17 protein-coding genes are annotated in these 25,630 nt (G+C 39.7%); 13 read left to right on the top strand and 4 right to left on the bottom strand.

Annotation, left to right across the window (positions count from 1 at the left end):
- Positions 1–15: 15 nt before the first annotated feature.
- Complete coding sequence (gene cas9, locus NYR17_RS05305) at positions 16–4,647, bottom strand: type II CRISPR RNA-guided endonuclease Cas9 (protein ID WP_302504699.1); 4,632 nt, start codon at positions 4,645–4,647, stop codon at positions 16–18.
- A gap of 335 nt (positions 4,648–4,982) precedes the next feature.
- Here cas9 and NYR17_RS05310 point away from each other — a divergent pair, with 335 nt between their 5' ends.
- From NYR17_RS05310 to NYR17_RS05330, 5 genes are all read left to right on the top strand, one after another.
- Entirely contained in the window at positions 4,983–7,649 is a 2,667-nt protein-coding gene (locus tag NYR17_RS05310; RefSeq protein ID WP_302504700.1) for a PD-(D/E)XK nuclease family protein, read from the top strand.
- A gap of 87 nt (positions 7,650–7,736) precedes the next feature.
- The gene (uvrA, locus tag NYR17_RS05315; RefSeq protein ID WP_302504701.1) at positions 7,737–10,577 is read left to right on the top strand and encodes an excinuclease ABC subunit UvrA; all 2,841 of its coding nucleotides are present in this window, start codon (positions 7,737–7,739) and stop codon (positions 10,575–10,577) included.
- An 86-nt stretch (positions 10,578–10,663) separates the two neighbouring features.
- Positions 10,664–10,900, top strand: a complete 237-nt coding sequence (locus NYR17_RS05320) for a YdcH family protein (protein ID WP_302504702.1) — start codon at positions 10,664–10,666, stop codon at positions 10,898–10,900.
- A 115-nt stretch (positions 10,901–11,015) separates the two neighbouring features.
- Positions 11,016–12,821, top strand: coding sequence for a translational GTPase TypA (gene typA, locus NYR17_RS05325; protein WP_302504703.1), 1,806 nt, complete (start codon positions 11,016–11,018; stop codon positions 12,819–12,821).
- Positions 12,822–12,979: 158 nt separating this feature from the next.
- Positions 12,980–13,519, top strand: a complete 540-nt coding sequence (locus NYR17_RS05330) for a hypothetical protein (RefSeq protein WP_302504704.1) — start codon at positions 12,980–12,982, stop codon at positions 13,517–13,519.
- Positions 13,520–13,579: 60 nt separating this feature from the next.
- Here the strand turns inward: NYR17_RS05330 and pruA are convergent, their stop codons facing one another.
- The 3 genes from pruA to yidD form a co-directional block, all read right to left on the bottom strand.
- Positions 13,580–15,205 (bottom strand): L-glutamate gamma-semialdehyde dehydrogenase, encoded by a 1,626-nt coding sequence (pruA, locus tag NYR17_RS05335; protein WP_302504705.1) that lies wholly within the window; start codon positions 15,203–15,205, stop codon positions 13,580–13,582.
- Between the two features lie 127 nt (positions 15,206–15,332).
- Entirely contained in the window at positions 15,333–16,184 is an 852-nt protein-coding gene (lgt, locus tag NYR17_RS05340) for a prolipoprotein diacylglyceryl transferase (protein WP_302504706.1), read from the bottom strand.
- A gap of 3 nt (positions 16,185–16,187) precedes the next feature.
- Positions 16,188–16,445 carry a membrane protein insertion efficiency factor YidD gene (gene yidD / locus NYR17_RS05345; RefSeq protein ID WP_302504707.1) on the bottom strand — a complete coding sequence of 86 codons (258 nt, stop codon included), beginning with the start codon at positions 16,443–16,445 and terminating at the stop codon, positions 16,188–16,190.
- A 201-nt stretch (positions 16,446–16,646) separates the two neighbouring features.
- Here yidD and NYR17_RS05350 point away from each other — a divergent pair, with 201 nt between their 5' ends.
- The 8 genes from NYR17_RS05350 to guaA all read left to right on the top strand — a co-directional run bounded on the left by NYR17_RS05350 (position 16,647) and on the right by guaA (position 25,590).
- Positions 16,647–17,918 carry a replication-associated recombination protein A gene (locus NYR17_RS05350; RefSeq protein WP_302504708.1) on the top strand — a complete coding sequence of 424 codons (1,272 nt, stop codon included), beginning with the start codon at positions 16,647–16,649 and terminating at the stop codon, positions 17,916–17,918.
- A gap of 24 nt (positions 17,919–17,942) precedes the next feature.
- The gene (locus NYR17_RS05355; protein WP_302507001.1) at positions 17,943–18,650 is read left to right on the top strand and encodes an SDR family oxidoreductase; all 708 of its coding nucleotides are present in this window, start codon (positions 17,943–17,945) and stop codon (positions 18,648–18,650) included.
- A gap of 98 nt (positions 18,651–18,748) precedes the next feature.
- Positions 18,749–19,495 (top strand): electron transfer flavoprotein subunit beta/FixA family protein, encoded by a 747-nt coding sequence (locus NYR17_RS05360; protein ID WP_302504709.1) that lies wholly within the window; start codon positions 18,749–18,751, stop codon positions 19,493–19,495.
- Positions 19,496–19,531: 36 nt separating this feature from the next.
- Positions 19,532–20,482, top strand: coding sequence for an electron transfer flavoprotein subunit alpha/FixB family protein (locus NYR17_RS05365; protein ID WP_302504710.1), 951 nt, complete (start codon positions 19,532–19,534; stop codon positions 20,480–20,482).
- 73 nt (positions 20,483–20,555) lie between these two features.
- Entirely contained in the window at positions 20,556–21,143 is a 588-nt protein-coding gene (locus tag NYR17_RS05370; protein ID WP_302504711.1) for a bifunctional nuclease family protein, read from the top strand.
- Between the two features lie 11 nt (positions 21,144–21,154).
- Positions 21,155–22,534 (top strand): nucleoside permease, encoded by a 1,380-nt coding sequence (locus NYR17_RS05375; protein ID WP_302504712.1) that lies wholly within the window; start codon positions 21,155–21,157, stop codon positions 22,532–22,534.
- Positions 22,535–22,722: 188 nt separating this feature from the next.
- Positions 22,723–23,961, top strand: coding sequence for a phosphoribosylamine--glycine ligase (purD, locus tag NYR17_RS05380; RefSeq protein ID WP_302504713.1), 1,239 nt, complete (start codon positions 22,723–22,725; stop codon positions 23,959–23,961).
- A 99-nt stretch (positions 23,962–24,060) separates the two neighbouring features.
- Positions 24,061–25,590, top strand: a complete 1,530-nt coding sequence (gene guaA, locus NYR17_RS05385) for a glutamine-hydrolyzing GMP synthase (RefSeq protein ID WP_302504714.1) — start codon at positions 24,061–24,063, stop codon at positions 25,588–25,590.
- Positions 25,591–25,630: the final 40 nt, after the last annotated feature.

Consider the following 25,630-nt stretch of genomic DNA (forward strand, 5'->3'; position numbering starts at 1 on the left):
CTGGCGTTCTGATTATTAGCGATTTACTTTTGTTATATTTCCTACTCTGTTTACTTCTATTTTCCAACAAACATCTTTGATCATTAGAGGCTTTCCATTAGAGTCTAACTCATCTAAATGTTGTAGTTGTACGCGTTCACTTTTATTATTGGTTCCATTTTCATTTTTTATAATCTCCTTTGCATTAGGCATTGGAACAAAATAGGCAGTATTTTCAGTACAACTCACAAAGCGATAGATTCTATCGTGCTGTTCTTTTGTAAGGTTTTGAAAATCTACAGATTGGGGCATTTCTCTCTCTTCTTTTGTAGGAATATAAACCAAATCATTTGGAGAGAGACTAAATAAAAATTGTCCTTTTTCTGGATTGGTCTGTAGTGGTAATTTTTGATTGAGAGGTAATTCAGAACATTGTTTTTGATGTTCTATGACTTCATAAAGTGGCACGGTTTCGTAGGTGCGTCTGTTGCTTTCATCGTTCCAATAGATCGCATAAAATAGATTGGTTCCTTTGTCGGCTTCTGCATATTTTTTATCTTTATTGAAAGTCTCACCAATAGAGAATTTTTTATCACTTTCTTCATAGATTCGCACGCTGTAAATAGGCTGATGGGGGCGCGATTTGTTTTTCTTATTGATATTTAAGGTTTGTATGGAATCATTCATCGCCTTGATCCCTTCGGGGCTAAATGCTGTAGCGAAATCGAGCTCTCCTTTGTCGTTAAGATATTGATTAACATGGTTTTGTAGGATAGTCTGTATGCCAGAATCTGTTACTGAATTAAGTTGTTTTTGGGTAAAACTATCATCAAGTTTTTTTCGAGATGCGTAAACGTCTACCTCTTCATAGATTGTGAATTTGGTCTGTTGAGTAATTGGATGATTTTTTAACTCATTTTTGACGGCGGGGATATTTCCATTGTGTTTTTTTACGATTTTGCCTATTGATTTTCTCAATGTATCATCTACGATCATTGTCCAATCTTGTAGTGCTGTATTGAGGCTTACCTGTCCTTTTTTTATGCGTTTTATTTTTATTTGACCAAAAGTGCTTTCTTTGTGCATTGATTTTCTTACTGCAAAGTTCTTCTTTTCTTTTCCTTCTTCTGCACCTTGGCGTTTCCATGTTTTTTTGTATTCTCCAGAAGCTTGTCGCTCCCATTTTTGATAATAGTTGTTGGTCCTATTGATGATACGATTGTTTTGTTTGAAACTGATGATGATTTTTCGCAGTTTTTCATAGGCATCGGTAGTAAATTTGTCCCAAGGTTTTAGAAATTCTTTGGCGACTGATATTTTTTTTGTCTCATTAGAAATAGGATCTTTTTTTATCTGAGTTTCCATTTTTCTGAAGCGAGAAACGAGCGGACTTTTTCTTGCTGTTTCGAGGTGTGTAATGTATTCTATATGTCCTTTGGTGGTACAAGCAATGATGAGTGCATCTAAGGCGTGGTGGCGGTGGTCTATACGCTTTACACTAAAATCTTTAGCATCCTTTTGGGGCACTTTTAAGATAAAACGATTGAGCACGGGATCCCAAGCTCCAAAGAGGTTATTATTATTGAGTTCATTAAGGCGTTCAAACCTTGGCTGTACAATGGCATTCCATTTATTTTGTAATCCCCAATCTTTACGAAGTCTTGCTGTAATGGCACCAAATACAGGCACCAATCGTTTTGCTGTGGCTTCTTTTTCGCCTTCTTCTCGTACGATGTTGCTCAAAATTCCTTTAATAAACTTGCTAATGTAGCGGCTATCGTTGAGCTGTCGTTTTATAAAACCAGAAGGGACTTCCTCCGCTAATAAATTTTTTAATTTGGCTGGATTTTTTCTAAAATACGCCATACAGTGGGCTTCGTATGCTTCAAATGTTGCCAAACGCACTTTATTATTTTTGCCTAAATCGATCAGATCGCCGCCTTTACTATTGATGAATTGAGTTGCGATAGTATTATCTTTGATTCTATTGACAACACTTTCACAAATGACTTTATTGTTTAATGAATTATCAAAATAACGAGATTGGGGGATAATGTGTTCTATTTCATACTCATCAGTAAATAGTTTAGACAGCGGTATGGGCTTTAGTGTATAAGGAGAAATATAGCCTTGTTCCAGCCATAATTTATATTTAATAATCTGGTTTTTGGTAGGAGTAGAGGTTTTTCTAATACTTTCTATCTCTTTATCTACGGTAGATTGACTATAAAATACGCCTTCTTCATACACTTTTAGTAATTCTTGGTGGCTAATGGACGACGGTCTGGGTTTGCGTTCCATTTGGTCATCATTAGATAATTCCTCTAAAAGTGAAATAATCAATTGATTACGATTGGCATTTTCTGTATATTTTTTATTGATTTTGTTTTTTTGCTCGTTGGTATTTTTAATATCTCTACCCAATTCTAAATGAATTTCGGAAAAGAAATTGGGGGCACCATTGCCGTAATGTTTCCAAATATCGTGTACTACCCGAAAGGTTTCTGTAACGACCTGCTCCACGATAGGATTTTTTAATTGATGTTGTTTAAAAGTATGTTTTAAATAGTAAGCAATATCATCGGGGTGTTTCCAATGGGAAATTTCCGAAGGCTCAGAATGCCTTCTATACACAGCGTAACAAGCTTGATAGGTGTTAAGCCCTTTTAGCGGATTTTTCCCATGTAGAGTTAAGATACATTTAAGCATAGCTTGGCTAAAATAATCATCAGATACTTCAGGAATCCTATCCTTATCATAATTGATAGAAGTTAAGCGCTCCATGCTCAGCTTGATGTTTTCTTTCGTTTCAGGAGTAATATCATTTTCATTCCAATATTTACCCATACGCATCAAAGGGAGAAGTTTTTTGATTGCTTTTTCTGAATAAGCCCCATATTCATTAGGAAAGGAAGGGATTTTTTTGAAATTTTCTACAAAACTCTCTTCGTTAATATGATGTTTTTGAGCGAAAGAAATTAAGGCTTTTTGGTATTCTTTAGCGTCTTTTACAGAGTAGATAATGTGCCATAGGTGCTGTTCTATTTCTTTGGTGAGGAATTGTTGAGGCGTAACACCAGTAACTTGTTTTAGTTTAGAAATCAACATATGCCGAGTAGGGCAGAGAGGATATTTTTTGTCTTCGGAATAATTCCAAGTGTATTCAGAAATAGGGGAATTAAAATACCTTAATAATCTTTTTTGTTCTATTTCTTTTTGTTCTTTTAGAAAATCAAATAATTGGGTATATGCCTCTTCATCAGGGAGTAATAGGTGAGTGACATCTTGGTTAAATTCTATTTTTCCATCTTGGTCAGTCCCTTCTTTTTTGTATATTTTTAGGTTTTGTAAGAATTGCCAAAGTCTAAACTCTTGGAATAATGGATGCGATTTTGGGATACCTTTTAGTGCTTCAATATGTTTTTCACCTTTTACATAATAGCCTCTTCGTTCGTAGTCGCAGGTTGCAATGGTTGATTTTTTACTTTTTAATGGCCGCTGATAAAAAATGATGTCTTCTACGAAAAGATGAGTGAAATCTCTCTCAATAAGGTTTTGTTTATGAGCTTCATTAAGAGGATATAATTCTTCAACACAAGCGAGATATAGGTCTCTGTCGTTCAGCTCGGGATGAAATTCTTTTTGCTTTTCTAAAATGGCATTTAGCTCTTGCTTATAGAATTTTCGCTCTATCGTTTGGATTAGTTTTCCCTTGATTTTCTGGGTAGGATTTTCGAGTAATTTATCAAAAATATAAGCCCCCAAGTGTTGGTGCGACTGTTGCATCTCTTGTTCCGTTTTCTTTTTTATCGCAATCCAATCTTGTTTTGAATCTACCATACGGAAACTTCTTTCCACATTGGCTTCATTGTCGGTTTTAGGCATTCCGTCATTTTGAATTTTTGTCGTTACAATAAATTCTTTGGTCATTCCCACCCAATCATATAAAGGGCGATTGCTTTTCTGGGCATAAACAAAGCCATTATCCAGATGAATATCATAAAAATTCTCTTTATCTTCCGATTTTTCTACAGAAACCACTTTTAGGGCATAAAACTCTTCTGTTTTGGAATTTTGGTTTGTATCATCTTGATTTTCTTCGGAATCTCGTAGTTCATAATAGCCTCTTTTTTTATTGAAATTAAGAATAATCCAAGCCAATTCTTCACGGCTAATTTTTGTATTTAAAGCTTTCTTTCTAAGGTAGTATAGAGTCCAATCCTTTGGAATGGCATCGCTATAGCCCCGTTCTTGAAAGTATGAGAGCATTTCTTGGTAAGATGCTTCAAAAAGAAAAGAATGAGTGCCATCAGGCTGGGGTTTGTAGTTGAGTTTTATTTCGGTAAAGAATTTTCCTTTTCTTTGTTCAAAATCAATTTGTTGAGCATAATGTTGGGGTAAGAATTTTAGGATATTTAGCACTCTATGTAGTCGCTCTCTGCGGAGTATATGTCTTTCATATAGCCTTCTTCTGCCTCTGTCATTAGTTCTTTGTGCTGTTTGAGAAAGAGATTGGCCTTGACTAAACTTCCCGAGGATATCTTGTGACATTGGGATGATGCGTACCCCTAAATCTATAATTCTCCCTTTTTTATTCTCAAAATCTTGTTCAATCAACGCCCAGCCAATGCTATTAGTGCCCAAATCTAATCCTAAAATTCTTTTCATAATAAAAATAATTAAATGAATGCCTACAAATATATAAAAAAAATAAAAATTAAAGCAATTTTAATGAATGATTTTTGTTTGATAAGCCAAAATGTCTGTATGAAAATGGATGTGAAACCTATACCTTAGTTATAATTAAAAGATAAATCAGGTTAAAAATATTCAGCTATTTGCCACCTCTAATTTGGATAATTGGAAAATAGTTTTTATATTTGTGCCAAATAAAATTGAAAGCAATTCACAATAAGGATGATTCCGTTGTGAAAACATTCAAGGCGGGGTAACTCGCCTTTTTTATTTAAAAACCTTTTAAAACTCTGGATCAACCGCGTGCTATGAGATTTCTTAATCAAATTTTAGATGAATTGTTAAGCCAAAATTCAGATTTATCCACGCTGAGCATCGTGCTTCCGGGTAAGCGCCCTGTGGTATTCATTAAAGATATTCTCAAAAACGATAAAAACTATTCAGGTTTTTTGCCACGCTTTGTGACTATTGAAGATTTAATCGTTCAAATCGCTGAAAAACAAGAAATTAAAGGTGTCTCGCTCTGGCTATTGGGGTATGAAGTGTACCAAAAATTACATCCTAACGAAGATTTCGGGCAATTTTTAAAATGGTTTCCCACTTTGCTTAAAGATTGGGATGACATCCTTAAATTCACGACCAATGATGATGAAGTGATTAGCTATATGTTTGATGAAGAGCGAATTAAAAACTGGGGAGAGCAGCTGGGAGAAGAAGGGAAAGCACGCCGCCGACACCTTGATTTTTGGTTGAAGATGAAAACTTTTCTACCCATGCTAAAATCCGAGTTAGAAGCCAGAGGCTACGCCACAGCAGGGATGATTCATCAAGCGGCGAAATTATATATTGAGGATTTTGCAAAAAATACATCGGAAAATTTTGTTTTTTGCGGTTTTAATGCCTTAACGCCCGTTGAAGAGTTTTTAGTGAAAAAGCTTTTGGAGCAAGATAAAGCCCAGTGTTTTTTCCAAGCGGATGCCTATTATATGAATGATGAAAGGCAGGAAGCAGGGCAATTTCTCCGAAAATACCGAAAATGGCAGATTTTTCATCAGCAGAGACCGTTTAATTGGGTGGAAGACCACTTTTCCGAACCTAAAAATATTAAGGTGTACGAGGTGGCAGGCAATGTAACGCAAACGCAGGTGCTTAGCACTCTATTCAAGGATTATCAAGCCGAGGATTACTCCAAAACGGCAGTGATTTTATTAGATGAAAATTTGCTCCCTGCCACGCTGGATGCGCTCTCCAATGTGCCGCAACTCAATATCACGATGGGCTTGCCACTTAAAAATCTTTCTTTCAGCTTGGCAATAAAGCAAATTTTCTACTTGCAGCACCAGTTGGAGAAGAAAAAAGGCAGCTATTATTACCGAGATGTGCTGACTATTTTGGAAGCTTTGCCCACAGATGAGCTGGAACAGCAGGCGATACAGTCTTTTAAAAACGACATCATTCAGCATAATATTGTCTACCTTTCCGAGGCTTTTCTTAAGAATAATTTAGGCGGTTTAAGTTTTTATAAAATATTAGAACCTCAGCCAGCATTGGCGCTGTTAGATTTGCTGATTGAATATTGCGAACAGCTAAAATTCCGAGATTTAGATGATGTTCAATACGAAACCATCGCTTATTTTGAGAAAAATTTCCAAATCATCAAAAATCAGATGGCGCCGTATCATTTTGAAATTAAGGTAGAAAATTTGGAACTTTTAATCCAGCAGTTACTCAATTCCGAAACCATAGATTTCCAAGGTGAACCATTGGCAGGATTGCAGGTTATGGGGCTTTTAGAAACGCGTTTGCTCAATTTTGATACCGTGATTTTGCTCTCCACCAACGAGGGTAAGTTGCCCTTGGGGAACTCTCAAAATACCTATCTCCCTTTTGATGTAAGGCAAAAATTCGGATTGAACACTTTTATTGAAAATGATGGTATTTACGCCTATCATTTCTACCGTTTATTGCAAGAAAGCAGCACGGTACATTTGCTTTATAATGGACTTTCATCAGGCGTTAATACTGGAGAAAAGAGCCGTTTTATAGAGCAGATTAAAATAGAAAGTCCGCATAAAATAGAGCAAATTGTTATAGAAAATCCATCTGAGCCTATTGAGCAATCGCCGATGAAATTTACAAAGAGTGATTTGGTGATGAAGCGCTTGGCAGACTGGAAAAAAGGCGTTGCGGCATCACATTTGGTCACTTATCTTTATAACCCTGTTGATTTTTATTTGAAAATCGTTTTGGGTGTGAAGGAAGTGGAGGAAATAGAGGAGGAACTCTCCGTACGAAACTACGGTAATCTGGTGCATTACGCTTTGCAATACCTTTACGAAAAACTAAAGGGTCGGATTTTGAAAGAGGCAGATTTTGAGGGAGTTATGTCGGAGATAGATCAGAGCATCGCCTATGCCATCACGACTTTAAAACACCAACCAGAGTTTTACCAGCGCGGAATGAACTATGTACACCAAGCGATGGCGAAAAAGGTGATTGCAGAAATTTTAAAGGTAGATTTAGATTTAGTTAAAGCAGGTAATGCTTTGGAAATTATAGAGTTAGAGAAAAAAATAACGGATGTTCCTTTTCAGGTTGATGAGCAAAATACGGTTGAGCTTAAAGGTTTTGTTGATAGAATAGACCGCCTGAATGGGCAACTGCGCGTGATAGATTACAAAACGGCTAAAACCAAAAATCTAAACCTCAAAATTAACGATAAAAACAGAGAAACTTTGATGATGAATACCGACTATAAGCAAGCCTTGCAGTTGAGTATTTATCAGTATGCTTTGGCTCAAGAGCCCGCTTTTTCTCAACAAAATATGCAGTGTGGCATTTGGAGTTTTGCCGAGGTGACCAAGGGCGTTCAGCCGCTTCAATTGATGGAAGGCACGCCAGAAGAAGCTATGGAATCTATTGCGAATATCATCAAAGAAATTCTTAATCCAGAGGTAGATTTCGTAGAGAAATAAAGCGCTTTACCCTTGCCATTTTTTGAAAATAGAAGAACACCTTGATTTTATTTTTCGTGTTTCATATATCATCATTAACTTTGCACTATGAACGAAACGAAAGAATTCATAGAAATCTATGGTGCTCGGGAGCATAATTTAAAAAATATTGATGTTAAAATCCCTCGTAATGAGTTGGTTGTGATCACAGGTTTGTCAGGAAGTGGTAAATCCTCGTTGGCTTTTGATACCATTTTTGCCGAGGGACAGCGGCGTTATATTGAAACTTTTTCGGCTTACGCCAGACAATTTCTTGGCGGTTTAGAACGCCCTGATGTGGACAAAATAGAAGGGCTCTCGCCAGTGATTGCCATTGAGCAAAAAACTACGAACAAGAATCCGCGCTCTACCGTGGGCACCGTTACAGAGCTATATGATTTCCTACGATTGCTCTACGCCAGAGTGGCAGACGCTTATTCCGTGGAAACAGGGCAAAAACTCCAGAGTTATACAGAAGAACAGATTTTAGAAACCATAAAAAAACAATACCAAGGGCAGAAAGTGCTTCTATTGGCGCCTTTGGTGCGTTCCAGAAAAGGGCACTACCACGAGCTTTTCGTTCAGTTGGCGAAGAAAGGCTATTCCCAAGCGCGGATTGATGGCGAACTTCAGGATATAGAATACGATTTAAAATTAGACCGCTACAAAACCCACGATATAGAAGTGGTGGTAGACCGTTGGATTATCGGCGAGAATGCCACAGAACAGCGGATGGAGAAGTCCCTTGCTACGGCTCTACAAATGGGTGAGGGCGTCATTATGCTCCAGCGTTTAGGCGAAACAGAAGTGCAATATTTCTCTAAAAACCTGATGGATGCCACCACAGGGCACGCCTTGCCGCTGCCAGAGCCCAACACCTTTTCATTTAACTCTCCAAAGGGCAATTGCCCAACTTGCAAGGGCTTGGGAACGGTTAAAAAAATCAATTTAGACTATTTGGTGGAAGACGAGGCGCTGTCCATACAAAAAGGCGCATTAAAACCTTTGGAAGTTCTCAAAAGTAGCAAATGGCTGGTTACGCAGATTAAGCACATTTTAGAAATTTTTGGTTTAGATTTAAAAACGCCTTATCGTGAGATTCCAAAAGAAGCTTTAGATTATATCTATAACGGCTGCCACAAGGAGTTTACAAAGGATTTAAAATATGCAGGAATCACCAAGAAAACCAAGATCAATTTTGATGGATTGATAGCCTATTTAGAGCAATTGGTGGAAGACCGCGAGAATTATGATGCCGTGATGATAGAGCGGCAGTTCACCACCGAAGAACAATGCCCAGACTGCAAAGGCGCACGCCTAAGACCAGAGAGTTTGGCGTTCAAAATAAAAGGCAAAAATATTGCAGAAGTGAATGCGATGAGCCTCTTAGATTTAAAGCAATGGCTATCCGAAATTAAGGATGCTTTCAGCGAGAAAAAACGTATCATCGCTCAGGAAATCCTCAAAGAAATAGAAACACGATTGTCGTTTTTGCTGGATGTTGGTTTGGAATATTTAAGCCTCAACCGAAGTAGCAAAACCCTTTCTGGTGGGGAGTCGCAGCGGATTAGGCTGGCAACACAGATTGGCTCGCAGTTGGTCAATGTGCTTTATATTTTAGATGAACCCTCCATTGGGCTTCATCAGCGCGATAACGAACGGCTAATCAACTCGCTGAAAAACCTCCGAGATTTAGGCAATTCTGTGCTGGTGGTAGAGCACGACAAGGATATGATTTTGGAGGCAGATGAAGTGCTGGATATTGGGCCACGAGCAGGGAAATTTGGAGGAAAAGTCCTCTGGCAGGGCACACCCAAGGATTTGATCAATGCAGATACCATCACTGCGGATTACCTTACAGGGAAACGTCACATAGAAATTCCTAAAAGTAGGCGAGAGGGCAATGGCAATGCCTTGGTGCTGAAAGGTGCGAAGGGCAATAATTTGAAAAATGTAACCCTTAAAATCCCGTTGGGCAAATTGGTGGTGGTTACAGGGATTTCGGGTAGCGGAAAATCATCGTTAATCAATGGTACGCTGTATCCCATTCTCAATCGGCATTTTTACCGCTCGGTGCAAGAGCCGCTGCCGTACAAAAAATTAGAGGGCATAGAGCACATCGATAAAATTGTAGATGTAGATCAAACGCCTATTGGGCGTACGCCGCGCTCTAATCCAGCCACTTATACTGGCGTATTTTCGGATATTAGAAATCTCTTTGCAGATTTGCCAGAAAGCAAAATCCGAGGCTACAAACCAGGGCGATTTTCCTTCAATGTAAAAGGCGGAAGGTGCGAAACTTGTCAAGGTGGAGGGCTTAAAGTGATAGAAATGAATTTCTTACCAGATGTCTATGTACACTGCGAAACCTGCCACGGCAAGCGCTTCAATAGGGAAACTTTGGAGGTTAGGTATAAGGGGAAATCCATTTCTGATGTTTTAGAAATGACCATAGATGAGGCGGCGGCGTTTTTTCAACCCATACCTAAAATTTATAATAAAGTCAAAACTTTGCAAGATGTCGGTTTGGGCTATATTACTTTAGGGCAACAGTCTACCACGCTTTCTGGCGGCGAGGCACAACGGATAAAACTGGCGACAGAATTAGCGAAAAAACAAACTGGAAATACGCTTTATATCTTAGATGAACCCACAACGGGGCTCCATTTCGAGGATGTGAAAATTTTGATGGAAGTGATAGAGCGTTTGGTAGATTTGGGCAATTCATTCATCATTATTGAGCATAATATGGATGTGATCAAGCTGGCAGACCACATCATAGATGTAGGTCCTGAGGGCGGCAAAAATGGCGGCGAAATAGTAGCGGAAGGCATGCCAGAGGACATCATCAAAAATAAAAAATCCATCACAGGGAAGTTCCTGAAAAAGGAAATGGAACAGCTGTTTTAGTTTTGAGAATGATTTTTTTCATATTGACAGATATGGGGTAAAAATCGTACCTTTATATCGTTAAAACAGATTAAAAAATCAAAACAATGGAAAATCACATTTTAGCTAATGAATTCCCAGAATTCGTACAATTGATGACAACGCTCAAAACTTCGGACAATCATTTCAAAAGATTATTTGAAGATTATGATGAGGTGAATGGCAAAATAAAACACTACGAAGCCGGCGAGCAAAACCACACCACAGATGAGTTCCTTACCGAACTGAGAAAAGAGCGCCTCCACCTAAAAGATGAAATTTATAATTATCTGAAAAGCAAATAGAAGCGTTCTTTTCATTAAAAATAAAGCAAGGCTACATTTATTTTGTGGTCTTGCTTTGTTGTGGTGCAGGTTAATCCATTTTTTTTCATTATTTTTGCACGCGTAAAAAACAAGTATGCAAAACATTAGAAACATTGCGATTATCGCCCATGTTGACCATGGAAAAACCACTTTGGTAGATAAAATTATCCACGCTACCAACATCTTTAGAGAAAACCAAGAAAGCGGAGAGCTCATTATGGATAACAATGACTTGGAGAGAGAACGAGGCATTACCATCCTATCTAAAAATATATCAGTTACTTATAAAGATACCAAAATCAATGTTATAGACACCCCTGGGCACGCCGATTTCGGTGGTGAGGTAGAGCGGGTGCTCAAAATGGCAGATGGGGTACTTCTTTTGGTAGATGCCTTTGAAGGACCTATGCCGCAGACCAGATTTGTACTGCACAAAGCTTTAGAATTAGGGCTGAAACCCATTGTAGTCATCAACAAAGTAGACAAGCCGAACTGTCGCCCAGAAGAGGTACACGACCAAGTTTTTGATTTATTTTTCAACTTAGATGCCACAGAAGAACAGTTGGATTTCCCGACTTTCTACGGCTCTTCTAAACAAGGCTGGTTCAACACGAGTTTAGAACCTACGGATAATATCCTCCCAATTTTAGATGGTATTTTGGAATATGTACCAGCGCCAAAAGTATCGGAAGGAAGCTTACAGATGCAGATTACCTCTTTGGATTACTCTTCATTTTTGGGGAGAATAGCCATTGGTAAAGTCACGAGAGGCTCCGTGAAAGAAGCCCAGTGGATCGGTTTGGCACAAGAAGATGGCAAAATAATTAAAGGCAAAGTAAAAGAACTTTATGTTTTTGAAGGCTTAGGCAAAAAGAAAGTGAGCGAAGTTTTCGCCGGCGATATTTGTGCCATTGTTGGCTTTGACCAGTTCCAAATTGGTGATACCTTTGTGGATTTAGAAAACCCAGAGCCGTTGCCGAGATTGAGCATAGACGAGCCAACGCTTAATATGACTTTCTCCATTAACAACTCACCATTTTTTGGGAAAGATGGGAAATATGTAACCTCTAACCACCTGAAAGACAGGTTAGAAAAAGAGTTAGAGAAAAACTTAGCCCTTAGAGTAGAACAGACAGAAGATGCCAACACTTTCTTGGTGTTCGGTAGAGGGATTTTGCACTTATCGGTATTAATAGAAACTATGCGTAGAGAGGGTTATGAGATGACCATTGGGCAGCCACAAGTGATTTTAAGAGAGATTGATGGCGAACAATGCGAGCCTTACGAATCTTTGGTGGTAGATGTTCCAGAGGAATACGCATCAAGGGTTATTGATTTGGCAACGCAGCGAAAGGGCGATCTTCACATTATGGAAACCAAAGGAGAGATGCAACATTTGGAGTTTGAAATTCCATCCAGAGGGTTAATCGGTTTGCGTTCTCAGATGCTTACCGCTACGGCGGGCGAGGCGATTATGGCACACCGCTTCATCGATTATAAACCTTTTAAAGGACAAATACCAGGGCGAAATAATGGGGTTTTAATTTCTAAAAATCAAGGCTCTGCAACGGCTTATTCTATTGAAAAACTGCAAGATAGAGGGCGTTTCTTCGTGGATCCAGGAGAAGAGGTTTATGTGGGAATGATTGTAGGCGAACAGAATAAACCTGGAGATTTGGTGGTGAACATCGTGGAAGGCAAACAGCTGAACAATATGCGTGCAGCAGGGAAAGATAAAGATGGCAGCATCGCTCCAAAAGTGCTGATGACCTTAGAGGAATGTATGGAATACATTCAAGCTGATGAGGCGATAGAGGTAACGCCTAACTTTATCCGTATGAGAAAGAAAATCCTTTCCGAAGAAGATAGAAAACGCGCCGAAAGAATGGCAAAATCTTAAAAATATATCAATTGAAAAAATCGCTTAGGTTACTTTACTTAAGCGATTTTTTTCTCAAAATTTCTACATATAATAAGGGATAAAATTGAGTATTTTATTATGCTATACATAGTAAAAATACTATTGCTTTTATTTAGAATTAAAATAAATTGATAGCTTTGTGCGATAACTATAAATCAATTAAAAATGAAAAAAATACTTCTATTCTCAATCAGTTTAGTGATGACTTCTATGCTGTATTCTCAGGAGTTTTCTGCAAGTACAGATTTCGGATTTCCAACAGGAAAAATAGCCCACATACCTCGGCTAATGTAGGGGTGGGGATCGCCTATACTCAAAGTATATCGGAAAAATTTTCCTTAGGTTTAACCACGGGATATTCACACTATTTGATGAAAGCCAATAACAAAGATCTGGGAACCATACCTTTGGCGCTTAAGGCACAAGGCTTTTTTAGTAGTGCTCCACTTTATGTAGATTTAGATTTTGGGTATTCTTTTACAACAAATGAGGCTTTTAAAGGCGGATTGTATCTCTATCCGAAAATGGGCTATAGACTTGGTGAAAATGCTAAACTTTATGTGGGGTACAAAAATACTATGAGCTCGTATAAGTTTAATATGATAGGGAATACTTTAATCAATCCAGGTTCGCTAAATTTAGCCTCCGTTAATTTTGGTATAGATTGGCGTTTTTAAGACGAAATCAATAATCCTCAATAAAAAACCGCCTTCAAAACTGAGGGCGGTTTCTATTTTTTATCCTAAATAAGGGTATTTATAATCTGTTGGCGGTACAAAAGTCTCCTTGATGCTGCGTACAGAAACCCAACGCAGAAGGTTCATTTTAGAGCCCGCTTTGTCGTTCGTACCAGAAGCTCTGGAGCCACCAAATGGCTGTTGACCCACTACGGCGCCCGTTGGCTTATCGTTGATGTAGAAGTTACCAGCGGCATTTTCTAACGCGTGGTATGCCTCATCTATCGCATATCTACATTGTGAAAATATAGATCCTGTAAGCGAGTATGGCGAGGTGCTGTCTACCAATTTTAGCGTTTCTTTCCAGTCGGCATCTTCATAAACATAAACCGTTAAGATAGGACCAAAAATCTCTTCCACCATACTTTCGTAATGAGGGTTAGAAGTCTCTATCACCGTTGGGTGAACAAACCAACCTTTGCTGTCGTCTGTTTTTCCACCGATGATCACTTGCGCTTCTGAAGATTTTTCGGCTCTTTCAATGTAGCCTTTGCATTTTTCAAATGAATTTTGGTCGATAACGGCATTCACAAAGTTAGATGGATCTTCTGGAGAACCTACTTTTACCGTTGCCAATTGCGCTTCCATTTTGGCTTTAACCTCTTGCCAAAGCGATTTCGGGATATACGCTCTGGACGCTGCCGAACATTTTTGACCTTGGTACTCAAACGCACCTCTAACCAACGCAGTGGCTACGGCATCGGTTTTAGCGGAAGGGTGAACCATAACGAAGTCTTTACCGCCTGTTTCGCCCACTATTCTTGGGTAAGATTTGTATTTGTGGATGTTGTCGCCAATCATTTTCCACATCCCTTGGAACACTTTGGTAGAACCCGTAAAGTGCAACCCTGCGAAATCTGGGTGAGCAAGGACTTTTTCTGCCGTTTCTTTACCATCGGTAAAAATCATATTGATCACGCCATCTGGCAATCCTGCCTCTTGCAAGACTTCCATAATCACTTTTGCGGAATAAACTTGTTTGTCAGAAGGTTTCCAAACCACCACATTGCCCATCATCGCCATACAAGTTGGCAAGTTTCCAGAGATGGCGGTAAAGTTAAACGGCGTAACAGCGAAACAGAAGCCCTCTAATGGACGATACTCTGAGCGATTCCAGATGCCTGAATCAGACACGGGTTGCTCGGCATACATTTCCGTCATAAATTCCACATTGAATCTTAGGAAATCTATAAACTCGCAGGCGGAGTCTATTTCGGCTTGGTGTACATTTTTAGATTGTCCAATCATAGTGGCAGCATTCAGTTTGTCGCGGTATGGTCCAGCGATGAGATCTGCCGCTTTTAAGAAGATAGAAGCGCGCTGTTCCCAACCCAAGGCGTTCCATTGAGCTTTGGCAGCTAATGCTGCATTGATGGCTTCATCTACGGTATTCATATCGCCTTTGTAGTAAAAACCGAGGCTGTGCTGGTGGTCTTGTGGCGAGGTGATGTTCACTTTTTCGTTAGAAGTAACGGCTTTTCCGTTGATCACCATTGGGATTTCCACTTTCTCCGCCCACATTTTTTTATAAGTGCTGATGAGGGAGTTAACTTCTGGAGATTGTGGCTCATAGGCTCTTACAGGCTCATTAACCGCAAGAGGAACTTGTGAAATTGCTTTTGACATATGATTAAAATTTTAAATTATCATTTCATTTTCTACAAAAATACGATAATAAATTTTAAAGTCAAAACGATTGTCCCCTTTCTTAACCTATGATAAGCCCAGCACCCTAATATTAAAAGAGAAAGGCTTAGTTTTCAGTGGTTTTGAATTTTTTGGAAATCAGCATAATAGTGACGCCAGCCAGCATAAAAGGAATGGACAGTACTTGCCCCGTATTGAGCCCGCCCCATTGGATAAACTCATCGCCTTGGGGTTCTTTCCAAAATTCTACCACAAAACGAATAGCCCACAGCAACAATAAAAATAGCCCAAAAAGCCAACCTTGCTGGTATTTCACTTTGGTTTTTCTATAAAGATACCAAAGCAAAATAAACAGACAGAAATACCCAAAAGCCTCAAAAAGTTGGGTGGGATAGCGCGGCACTACGGGACCATATTCAAAACTTTGTTGCGGAAATAAAATCGCAAATGGTGAATGTTCAGGCGCTGGTTTACCGATGATTTCAGAGTTGAAAAAGTTGCCAATTCGGACAAAGCCACCGCCCAAAGCCACGACAATCCCAATGCGGTCATAAACCCAAAATGGATTTTTTTTGATGATGTTGTAACTATAATAGAGCGTAGTCAGCACCAAGGCAATAGCGGCGCCATGGCTGGCTAAACCAGAAAAACCTGTGAATTCAAAATGAGGTTTTGTGCGGATAGGCAAAAATACCGACCAAAAATCTTCTTTAAATAATTCGGGTTGGTAGAAAATAACATGCCCCAATCTGGCACCCAAAATAGTCCCAACCACAGTCCAAGTGAGTAGCGGTTCTAAATATTTTTCACTAACACCATCGGTTTTATAGATTTTTTTCATAATCATATACCCCAAACTGAACGCAATAACGAACATAAGGCTATAAAAATGAAGCGTAAAAGGTCCCAATTCTATGCCCTTAGGCGGGTTCCAAGTGATGTATAACAATGTATTCATATCTTAAACGTCTGTATTTTTAATGTTCTTTGGCACAGGGTCGTAGCCACTACCGCCCCAAGGATGGCATCGGCTAATTCTTTTGATGCCCAACCCAAAACCTCGCCATAAACCATGGCGGCGCAGCGCCTCCAGCATATAATGAGAGCAAGTGGGCTCATACCTGCAGTTTTTACCTAACCACGGCGAAATGGCGTATTGGTAAAACTTGATGAGTGCCACCAGCGGCAATATGAAAATATGGTTGATGCGAGATTTCAAAACACTGCAAATATAGATTAAAATTTTTAAAAATACCGTAGAAAGTCAGGTTTTGGCGGTGTTATTTTCGTTTTGATGAAGGAAAACGCTGTGTCTTAGAAATGAAGAAAAAAATAAAAATTTAACACGCTATTTTTCCTTTTTTATTGGTAACTTTGTCTGCGATAGAGAATGTAGAATTGGTTATAAACGAACAAAATTTTGAATACAAACACACCTTTAGCGGAAAAACTGAGACCCAAAACTTTGGACCAAGTGATAGGGCAGGAGCACCTGACCAACGAGAACGGACCGATAAGAAAAATGATAGAAAACGATACACTGAGCTCTATCATTCTTTGGGGACCGCCAGGGACAGGGAAGACCACTTTGGCAGAGATTATTTCGGAGAAATCTGGACGGAAGTTTTTTAAGCTCTCGGCGGTTTCCAGCGGCGTTAAGGAAGTCCGAGAGGTGATTGATGATGCCAAAAAACAGCATTTATTTTCTGGAAAACCGCCTATTTTATTTATTGATGAAATCCATCGGTTTAATAAATCTCAGCAAGACTCATTGCTCCACGCTGTAGAGAAAGGCTGGATTGTCCTCATCGGTGCAACTACAGAAAATCCGAGCTTTGAGGTGGTGCCAGCCTTGCTATCTCGAGCGCAGGTTTATGTCTTAAAATCATTGTCTTATGAGAAGTTGGAAAGCTTGATTGAGGTGGCATTAGAGCGCTTTAACCAAGATGAAAAAAAAGACTTTAAGATCATCGATAAAGAAGCGTTTATTCAATATTCAGGGGGCGATGCCAGAAAGCTCATCAACGCGGTAGAATGGGTGCTTAATCAGTATAAAAACACTTCTAAAACGGAAATTCTAACCGCCGATGTCTTGCAAGTACTTCAGGAAAATATGGCGATTTATGATAAAAATGGCGAGCAGCATTATGATATTATTTCGGCGTTTATCAAGTCGATTAGAGGGAGTGATCCAGATGCGGCGGTGTATTGGCTGGGCAGAATGTTGGTCGGTGGTGAGGATGTGAAATTCATCGCGCGACGCTTGCTTATTTTGGCATCGGAAGATATAGGTTTAGCCAATCCTAATGCTTTAACGATAGCGAACAACTGTTTCCAAGCGGTCAATGTGATTGGGAACCCCGAAGCACGGATTATCCTCAGCGAATGTGCCATTTATTTAGCCGTATCGCCGAAGAGCAATTCTGCATATAGAGCCATCAATGAAGCGATGGCGATAGCAAAAAAAACTTCGCACCTTCCCGTGCCTTTGCATCTTAGAAATGCCCCAACCAAACTGATGAAAAATTTGGATTATGGCAAAGATTACCGCTATGCCCACGCCTATGAGGGCAATTTTGTAAAGCAAGAATTTTTACCCGAAGAATTGCGAGGGCAGGTGTTTTATCAAGCGGGGAACAACGCAACAGAACAAAAAATAAAAGCCGACCAAGATAAAAAATGGGGTCGGTAATCAATATTAAAAATGAAATAAATGATGGATTTACAAGGAAAAGTAGCCTACATTACAGGAGGCACCAAAGGCATAGGTTTCGGCATTGCCAAAATATTGCTGTCGGCAGGAATGAAAATCGCGATAAGTGGCAGAAATGAAGCCGATGCCATACAAGCAGCAAAAGCCCTATCTGATGATGAAAGCAAGGTTTTGGGCTTAGGTTCTAATGTCAAAAATATTCAAGATGAAATAGCGGCGGTAGAAAAGATTAAAGCCCATTTTGGGCGGTTAGATGTGGTGGTGGCTAATGCTGGCTTAGGGCACTTTAAACCCGTAGATGAGCTGAGCGTGGAGGAGTGGCAAGAGATGATAGACACCAATCTGAGCGGAGTTTTTTACACCCTCAAAGCCTCGGTGGAGGCGCTTAAACAGTCGCAAGGCTATTTCATCAGTATTTCCAGTTTGGCAGGGATCAATTTTTTTGAAAAAGGAGCAGGGTATAACGCTTCTAAATTCGGGGTGGTGGGCTTTACCCAAGCCGCAATGTTAGACCTTAGGAAATACAATATTAAAGTCACGACCATTATGCCAGGCTCGGTAGCCAGCCATTTTGACCAGCACCAACCTTCCGAAGAAGATCATTGGAAAATACAACCAGAGGACATCGGGCAAGTGGTATTAGACCTTCTCAAACTTAACCCAAGGACTTTGCCGAGTAAAATAGAGCTAAGACCTACTTTGCCCAAATAAAATTATGCGATAAATAAATTTACTTGAAAAAATCTTATGCACGCATAATATTTTTTAGTATATTAGCCACCTATAAAACAATTAAAAATTAGAACGATATGAAGATATTAGTTTGTATCAGTAGTGTACCAGATACTACTTCTAAAATTAACTTTACCGCAGACCATTCTGCATTTGATAAAAACGGAATCCAGTGGGTCATTAATCCATTAGATGAATTTGCACTCACCAAAGCTGTAAAATTACAACAATCTGCAGGCGCTAAAGTCACTGTGGTTAATGTGGGAGATGCAGGCACCGAAGCCGTTATTAGAAAGGCTTTAGCCATAGGTGCTGATGAGGCAATTCGTGTGAATGCTGAGCCTCAGGATAGTTTTTCTGTAGCCCAAGAAATCGCGAATGTGGCTAAAACAGGCGGTTATGATTTAATCCTTTGTGGTAAAGAATCTATTGATTATAACGGCGGTGCAGTACCAGGAATGGTTGCTCAGTTATTGGAACATTCTTTTGTGAATGCTTGTGTTGGTTTAGAAGTGAATGGTACCGAAGCTACGGCGGTTAGAGAGATTGACGGCGGTAAAGAAACGGTTGCCGTGTCATTACCTTTGGTGGTTGCAGGTCAGAAAGGCTTGGTGGATGAAAAAGAACTCATTATCCCTAATATGCGAGGCATTATGTCGGCAAGAACCAAACCTTTAAATGTACAAGAGTCTACAGCAGCAGAGGTAAAAGTGAAAGCGGTATCTTTTGATAGCGTACCACCAAGAGCGGCGGTTAAACTATTCTCTCCTGATGATTTAGACGGATTGGTGAAAGCCCTCCACGAAGAGGCTAAAGTGATTTAATTTTAGTATTTATTTTAACTTTAAACAAACTAAAAAATGGCAATATTCGTATATACAGAAACAATTAACGGAACTTATAAAAAAGCCGCTTTTGAAGCCGTGTCTTATGCTAAATCCATCGCGGAGGCAGTGGGGGACAGCGTAGTGGCTGTAAGCATTAACCCAACGGATGCCGCAGAAGCGCTTTACCAATATGGCGCAGAAAAGGTTATCCACATTAAAGATGAAGGTTTAAAATCATTCAGCGCTAAAGCTTATGCCCAAGCCCTTTCAGAGGTGGTTGATGGTCAGGTGATCGTATTTCCGCACACCACAGATGCCGCCGCTATAGCGCCTATGTTGGCGGTGATTAAAAACTATGCTTTAATTACCAATGCAGTGGAAAAACCAACCAGCGTTTCTCCTTTTGAAGTAAAGCGCAAGGCGTTCTCAGGAAAAGCCTTTATGGTAGCAAAAGCGGAGGGAAATGGCGTGATCGTGACCGTATCTCAAAATGCTTTTGGCGTGAAAGAAAATCCAGTGGCTGGAACAGTTGAGACTCGGGATTTAAGCGTGAGCAATGACGATATCAAAGTGGTTAGCCACGAGCAATCTTCAGGAAAATTAGACCTCAAAGAAGCAGAAATTGTGGTTTCGGCAGGTAGAGGGATGAAAGGACCTGAAAATTGGGGGATGATAGAAGACTTGGCACAAGTGCTTGGCGCTGCTACGGCGTGTTCTAAGCCTGTGTCAGACATCGGTTGGAGACCACACTCTGAGCATGTGGGGCAAACTGGAAAAGCCATTGCGCCTAACCTTTATATAGCAGTAGGAATTTCAGGGGCAATCCAACATTTGGCAGGGGTTAACTCTTCAAAAACCATTGTGGTCATCAATAATGATCCAGAGGCACCGTTCTTTAAATCAGCGGATTATGGTGTGGTGGGAGATGCCTTCCAGATTGTACCAGCCTTAACAGAGAAAATAAAAGCGCTCAAAGGCGTATAATATAAATCATATTTTTGAATAAAAACACTATCAGCCTCAATGTAGATAGTGTTTTTTTTATATATTTGTGCTTATGAATTACAAAAAGTTAATCATAAGAGGAATATCGCCCAGCCAAACGCAGACGGGGGCTTATGCTTTGCTGTTAGAAGAGGAAGATAGCGGGATTAAATTGCCCATTGTGATAGACTATTATGGCGCACAGGCGATTTCTTTAGGTTTGGAGAGAGAGGCTATCAAACAGCCTTCCAGACCGCTCACCCACGATTTGTTTAGCCAGTTTATCGATGCCGCACATTACTATTTTGAATATGTGGTAATCTACAAAATTATTGATGGCGTGTTCTTCTCCAATATTCATTTAAAAAGCAAAGAAACCCACGAAACGGTGATTTTAGATGCACGCACTTCGGATGCGGTAGCCTTGGCGGTGCGCTATGATGCTGATATTTTTTCAACTGTAGAGGTGCTGGAGGAAGCGGGAATTTTACTGGAAATTCATCAAGTGAATACCGAGGAAGAGATGTTGGAACTACTGATGGAGGAAGAATCTTTGGAGGAACTCCAGCTGAGGTTAGAAGAAGCCGTGAAAAATGAAGATTTTGATTTAGCGGTAGAATTACAAGATAAAATTAAGAAAAAACAAAAGAAAATAGACTAATATTATTGAAAATGGATATAAAATTACGACTCACCATCCTCAATTTTTTACAATATTTTGTTTGGGGCGCTTGGTTGATTACAATGGCGAATTTTTGGTTCGGAACGAAACATTGGGATAGCACGCAGTTTGGTGCGGTATTTGGCACTATGGGGATTGCCTCTATTTTTATGCCTACGCTGGCAGGGATCGTGGCAGACCGCTGGATAAACGCCGAAAAACTCTATGGCGTGTTACAAATTGCCTATGCGGTTACTTTGTTTTACCTGCCTCATGCAGAATCGCCGACGGTATTTTTCTGGCTGATGCTTTTAGCAATGGTGTTCTATATGCCAACCATTGCGCTTTCTAACTCGGTTAACTATCACATTCTCAATGATAAAGGTTATGATGTGGTCAAGGTTTTCCCAAGTCTTAGAGTTTGGGGGACCATAGGTTTCATCGTAGCGATGTGGATTACCAACCTTACGGGCAACAAAGCGACGGAGGGTCAATTTTATATCGCTGGTGCAGTAGCGGTCGTTTTGGGGCTTTATGCATTTACGCTACCTGCCTCGCCACCTCAAAAGTTGATTGATAAATCCGCTTCTTTGGCAGAGCAATTGGGACTTAACGCCTTTAAATTGTTTGGACATTATAAGATGGCGCTGTTTTTTATGTTTTCAATGTTGTTGGGCGCCGCACTCCAATTAACCAATGCCTATGGCGATGTTTATTTGAGTGAATTTGCGTTTTATCCTAAATACGCGAAATCTATATTTGTGGAGAAATCAACCATTATTATGTCCATTTCGCAAATTTCGGAAACGCTTTTTATCTTGGCTATTCCATTTTTCCTTAGAAAATTTGGAATTAAAAAAGTGATGCTGATGAGTATGTTGGCGTGGGTGCTTCGTTTTGGATTGTTTGCGTATGGGAACCCAGGTCCAGGCATTTGGATGATTATCCTCTCTTGTATTGTTTACGGTATGGCGTTTGATTTCTTCAATATTTCGGGGTCTTTGTTTGTGGAGACCACCACGGATAAGAAGATTCGCTCCTCGGCGCAAGGGCTTTTTATGATGATGACCAACGGCTTTGGCGCAATTATCGGTAGTTATACCGCTGGTTGGATTATTGATAGTTTTTTTACCAAGAAATACGATACCGCGGCAGCTTTGGCGCAACATTTAGAAACCACGCCACAAGATGCTTCATTTATTGAAATATTAAAAAATGAATTTCATACGAGTATTTTGCCTGATGGCCGCCTTTCTGCCCTTGTGGAGGTTAAAGATTGGCATCACATTTGGCTTACTTTTGCTCTGTATGCCTTGGTGGTAGCGGTGCTTTTTGCAGTGATGTTTAAGCACAAACACCATCCAAAAGATGTCGCAGATTTTAAACATTAAAACCCAATAAAGCTGTCCTTACATTAGGGCAGCTTTTTTATTTAAAAGCACGATAAAAATTTTAGGATTATACCGAGAGATGACCACCGAAAAAACTTTATAAAAAATAATTTCAAGTTTAAAATCTAATTTGTATTTTTGTCCAATACATCTTTTTCATATATTAAAAATAGAAAATAAGCAACATAATGAGAATACTAATTGTAGGAAACGGAGGTAGAGAGTCTGCCTTAGCCATCAAACTGAAAGAAGACCACCGCATAACAGAAATGTATTTTGCAAAAGGCAATGCTACCACCCAAACGATGGGGAAAACTTGCCACGAAACCGATATTGTTTCATTGAGAAACTTTGCGATTAAAGAGAAAATAGATCTTACCATTGTGGGGCCAGAAGCGCCATTGGTAGACGGTTTGGTAGATGAGTTTAGAAAACACGATTTAAAAGTGTTCGGTCCTAACCAAAAAGCGGCATCTTTGGAAGGCAGCAAGGCATTCTCTAAGAAGTTTATGCAAACTTATAATGTGAAAACCGCTGAAGCTCAGATATTTGACTCTTATGAAAATGCCAAAGCTTATTTACAAGATCGCAATTATCCAGTGGTGATTAAAGCCAGCGGATTGGCAGGCGGCAAAGGCGTTATCATTTGCGAAGACCAAGAGGAAGCGGAAGCGGTAATCTATGATTTTATGATCAGACAAATCTATGGAGATGCTGGTATTCGCGTGATTATTGAGGAATATTTGAAAGGTTTTGAAGCTTCTATCATTGCGTTTTCTAATGGAAAAACTTTGTTCCCGTGTATTCCTGTTAAAGATTATAAAAAAGTAGGTAATGGAGATACAGGCGCTAATACTGGCGGAATGGGGAGCGTAGCACCGAGCCCAGAATTTACAGAAGCCCATATGGAAGACTTCAAAATCAATGTGTTAGAACCTACAATGGCGGGGCTCAAAGCGGAAAATTTAGAATTCCAAGGCTTTATTTTCTTCGGATTGATGGTAACGGCAGAGGGCTGTTATTGTTTGGAATACAATATGAGATTGGGCGATCCAGAAACGCAGGTGATTATGCCATTATTAGAAAATAACCTCTGCGATTTAATTGAAGATTGCTTAGAAGGCAAGAATATAGAGCTTCAATTTAAAGATGAAAAAGCAGTATGTTTGGTGATGTGTTCTGGCGGTTATCCAAGAAATATTGAAACAGGCTTTGAAATCACAGGCTTAGATAAAGTCACCCATAGCCAAATTCTCTTTGCTGGCGCTACCAGACAAGGGGACAGAATTGTAACCAATGGTGGGCGTGTGCTTAATTTAGTCGCTACGGCACCTACTTATGAGGAAGCGAGAGAAAGCGTATATGCAGATGCCTTACCTGTAAAATTTGATTACGCATTTTATAGAGAAGACATCGCGAAATTTTAATTAACAAAATATCAGCAATTAGGAAGTAGAAATGAGAATTTACAATTTCTTATTCCTAATTGTTTTTTATCATCTATACATCAATAATAAGCTTTTTTTATGCAAAACGGAATTATCATATTAGATTTTGGTTCACAGTACAACCAACTCATTGGGCGGCGTATCCGAGAAATGGGCGTTTACACCGAAATTTTACCCTACAATACGCCTTTGGAAACCATTTTAGCCAAAAAACCTAAGGGGATTATCCTTTCAGGAGGACCGAGTTCCGTTAATGCCGAAGAAGCGCATTTGGTGGATAAAGTCCTGTTCGAACAGTCCATTCCTGTGTTTGGGATTTGCTACGGAATGCAGCTCACCACGCATCTTTTGGGCGGTAAAGTAAAAAAAGGCGAAAAAGGCGAGTACGGAAAAGCGGAATTAGAAATTCAGCAATCGTCTCGTTTATTTGATGGCGTTGCTGAAAAATCAACGGTTTGGATGAGTCATTTTGATGAGGTGGAAACCGTGCCAGAGGGCTTTGTTGTCAATGCAAAAACCGATGTGATTTCCGCCATTTCTAACGAGGATAAAGCCATTTATTGCGTTCAGTTTCACCCCGAAGTATCTCATACAGAGGAGGGGACGAAGATGTTAGAAAATTTTGTTTTTAACATTTGTAAAGCGGAAAAAAACTGGAAATTAACCAATTATATAGACCGCACCATTGCAGATATTAAGGCTAAGGTGGGTGATCAAAAGGTGATTTTAGGGCTTTCTGGCGGTGTGGATTCTTCCGTGGCTGCGGTGCTTATCCATAAGGCGATCGGCGATCAGCTGACTTGCATTTTTGTGGATACAGGCTTGCTCAGAAAAGATGAAGCTCAAAAGGTAATGGAGAATTATGGTTCTCATTTTAACCTCAATATCAAGCTGATAGATGCTTCGGAAAGGTTTTTATCAAAGTTAAAAGGCGTTTCTGATCCAGAGGAAAAACGAAAAATTATCGGCAATGAATTTGTGGCGGTGTTTGATGAAGAGTCGCATAAAATAGAAGGCGCGAAATTCTTGGCGCAAGGCACCATTTATCCTGATGTGATAGAGTCTCAGTCAGTTAACGGACCTTCGGCGGTGATAAAATCCCACCATAATGTGGGAGGTTTGCCAGAAGAAATGGCGTTTGAGTTGTTGGAGCCACTTCGGGAACTCTTTAAAGATGAGGTGCGAAAAGTGGGCGAGGAGTTAGGCATTCCGCACCATTTGGTGTACCGTCATCCTTTCCCTGGTCCAGGTTTGGGCATTCGGGTTTTAGGCGAAGTAGATGCCGAAAAAGTACGAATTCTACAAGATGCCGATGATATTTTTATTGAAGAACTTTATAAAAATGACCTTTACGAAAAGGTTTCGCAGGCGTTTGTGGTGTTACTTCCTGTAAAATCTGTGGGCGTAATGGGCGATGAGCGGACTTATGAATATACCGCTGTGATGCGCTCTGCCAACACGATAGATTTTATGACGGCGACTTTTAGCCATTTCCCTTGGGCATTTTTAGAAAAGGTGTCCAATAGAATTATCAATGAGGTGCAAGGCATCAACCGCGTGGCTTACGATATTTCCAGTAAACCGCCCGCTACTATTGAGTGGGAATAATTTACCTCAATAATCAATTTATTAAAAAATTAACTGTTAA

Origin of the sequence: Riemerella columbina, assembly GCF_030517065.1 — a bacterium.
GTDB lineage: Bacteria > Bacteroidota > Bacteroidia > Flavobacteriales > Weeksellaceae > Riemerella > Riemerella columbina_A.

What these genes read in the sequence shown, in the direction of transcription:
- cas9 (WP_302504699.1), bottom strand. Translation starts at nt 4,647, where the DNA reads ATGAAAAGAATTTTAGGATTAGATTTGGGCACTAATAGCATTGGCTGG.
- NYR17_RS05310 (WP_302504700.1), top strand. Translation starts at nt 4,983, where the DNA reads ATGAGATTTCTTAATCAAATTTTAGATGAATTGTTAAGCCAAAATTCA.
- uvrA (WP_302504701.1), top strand. Translation starts at nt 7,737, where the DNA reads ATGAACGAAACGAAAGAATTCATAGAAATCTATGGTGCTCGGGAGCAT.
- NYR17_RS05320 (WP_302504702.1), top strand. Translation starts at nt 10,664, where the DNA reads ATGGAAAATCACATTTTAGCTAATGAATTCCCAGAATTCGTACAATTG.
- typA (WP_302504703.1), top strand. Translation starts at nt 11,016, where the DNA reads ATGCAAAACATTAGAAACATTGCGATTATCGCCCATGTTGACCATGGA.
- pruA (WP_302504705.1), bottom strand. Translation starts at nt 15,205, where the DNA reads ATGTCAAAAGCAATTTCACAAGTTCCTCTTGCGGTTAATGAGCCTGTA.
- lgt (WP_302504706.1), bottom strand. Translation starts at nt 16,184, where the DNA reads ATGAATACATTGTTATACATCACTTGGAACCCGCCTAAGGGCATAGAA.
- NYR17_RS05355 (WP_302507001.1), top strand. Translation starts at nt 17,943, where the DNA reads ATGGATTTACAAGGAAAAGTAGCCTACATTACAGGAGGCACCAAAGGC.
- NYR17_RS05360 (WP_302504709.1), top strand. Translation starts at nt 18,749, where the DNA reads ATGAAGATATTAGTTTGTATCAGTAGTGTACCAGATACTACTTCTAAA.
- NYR17_RS05365 (WP_302504710.1), top strand. Translation starts at nt 19,532, where the DNA reads ATGGCAATATTCGTATATACAGAAACAATTAACGGAACTTATAAAAAA.
- NYR17_RS05370 (WP_302504711.1), top strand. Translation starts at nt 20,556, where the DNA reads ATGAATTACAAAAAGTTAATCATAAGAGGAATATCGCCCAGCCAAACG.
- NYR17_RS05375 (WP_302504712.1), top strand. Translation starts at nt 21,155, where the DNA reads ATGGATATAAAATTACGACTCACCATCCTCAATTTTTTACAATATTTT.
- purD (WP_302504713.1), top strand. Translation starts at nt 22,723, where the DNA reads ATGAGAATACTAATTGTAGGAAACGGAGGTAGAGAGTCTGCCTTAGCC.
- guaA (WP_302504714.1), top strand. Translation starts at nt 24,061, where the DNA reads ATGCAAAACGGAATTATCATATTAGATTTTGGTTCACAGTACAACCAA.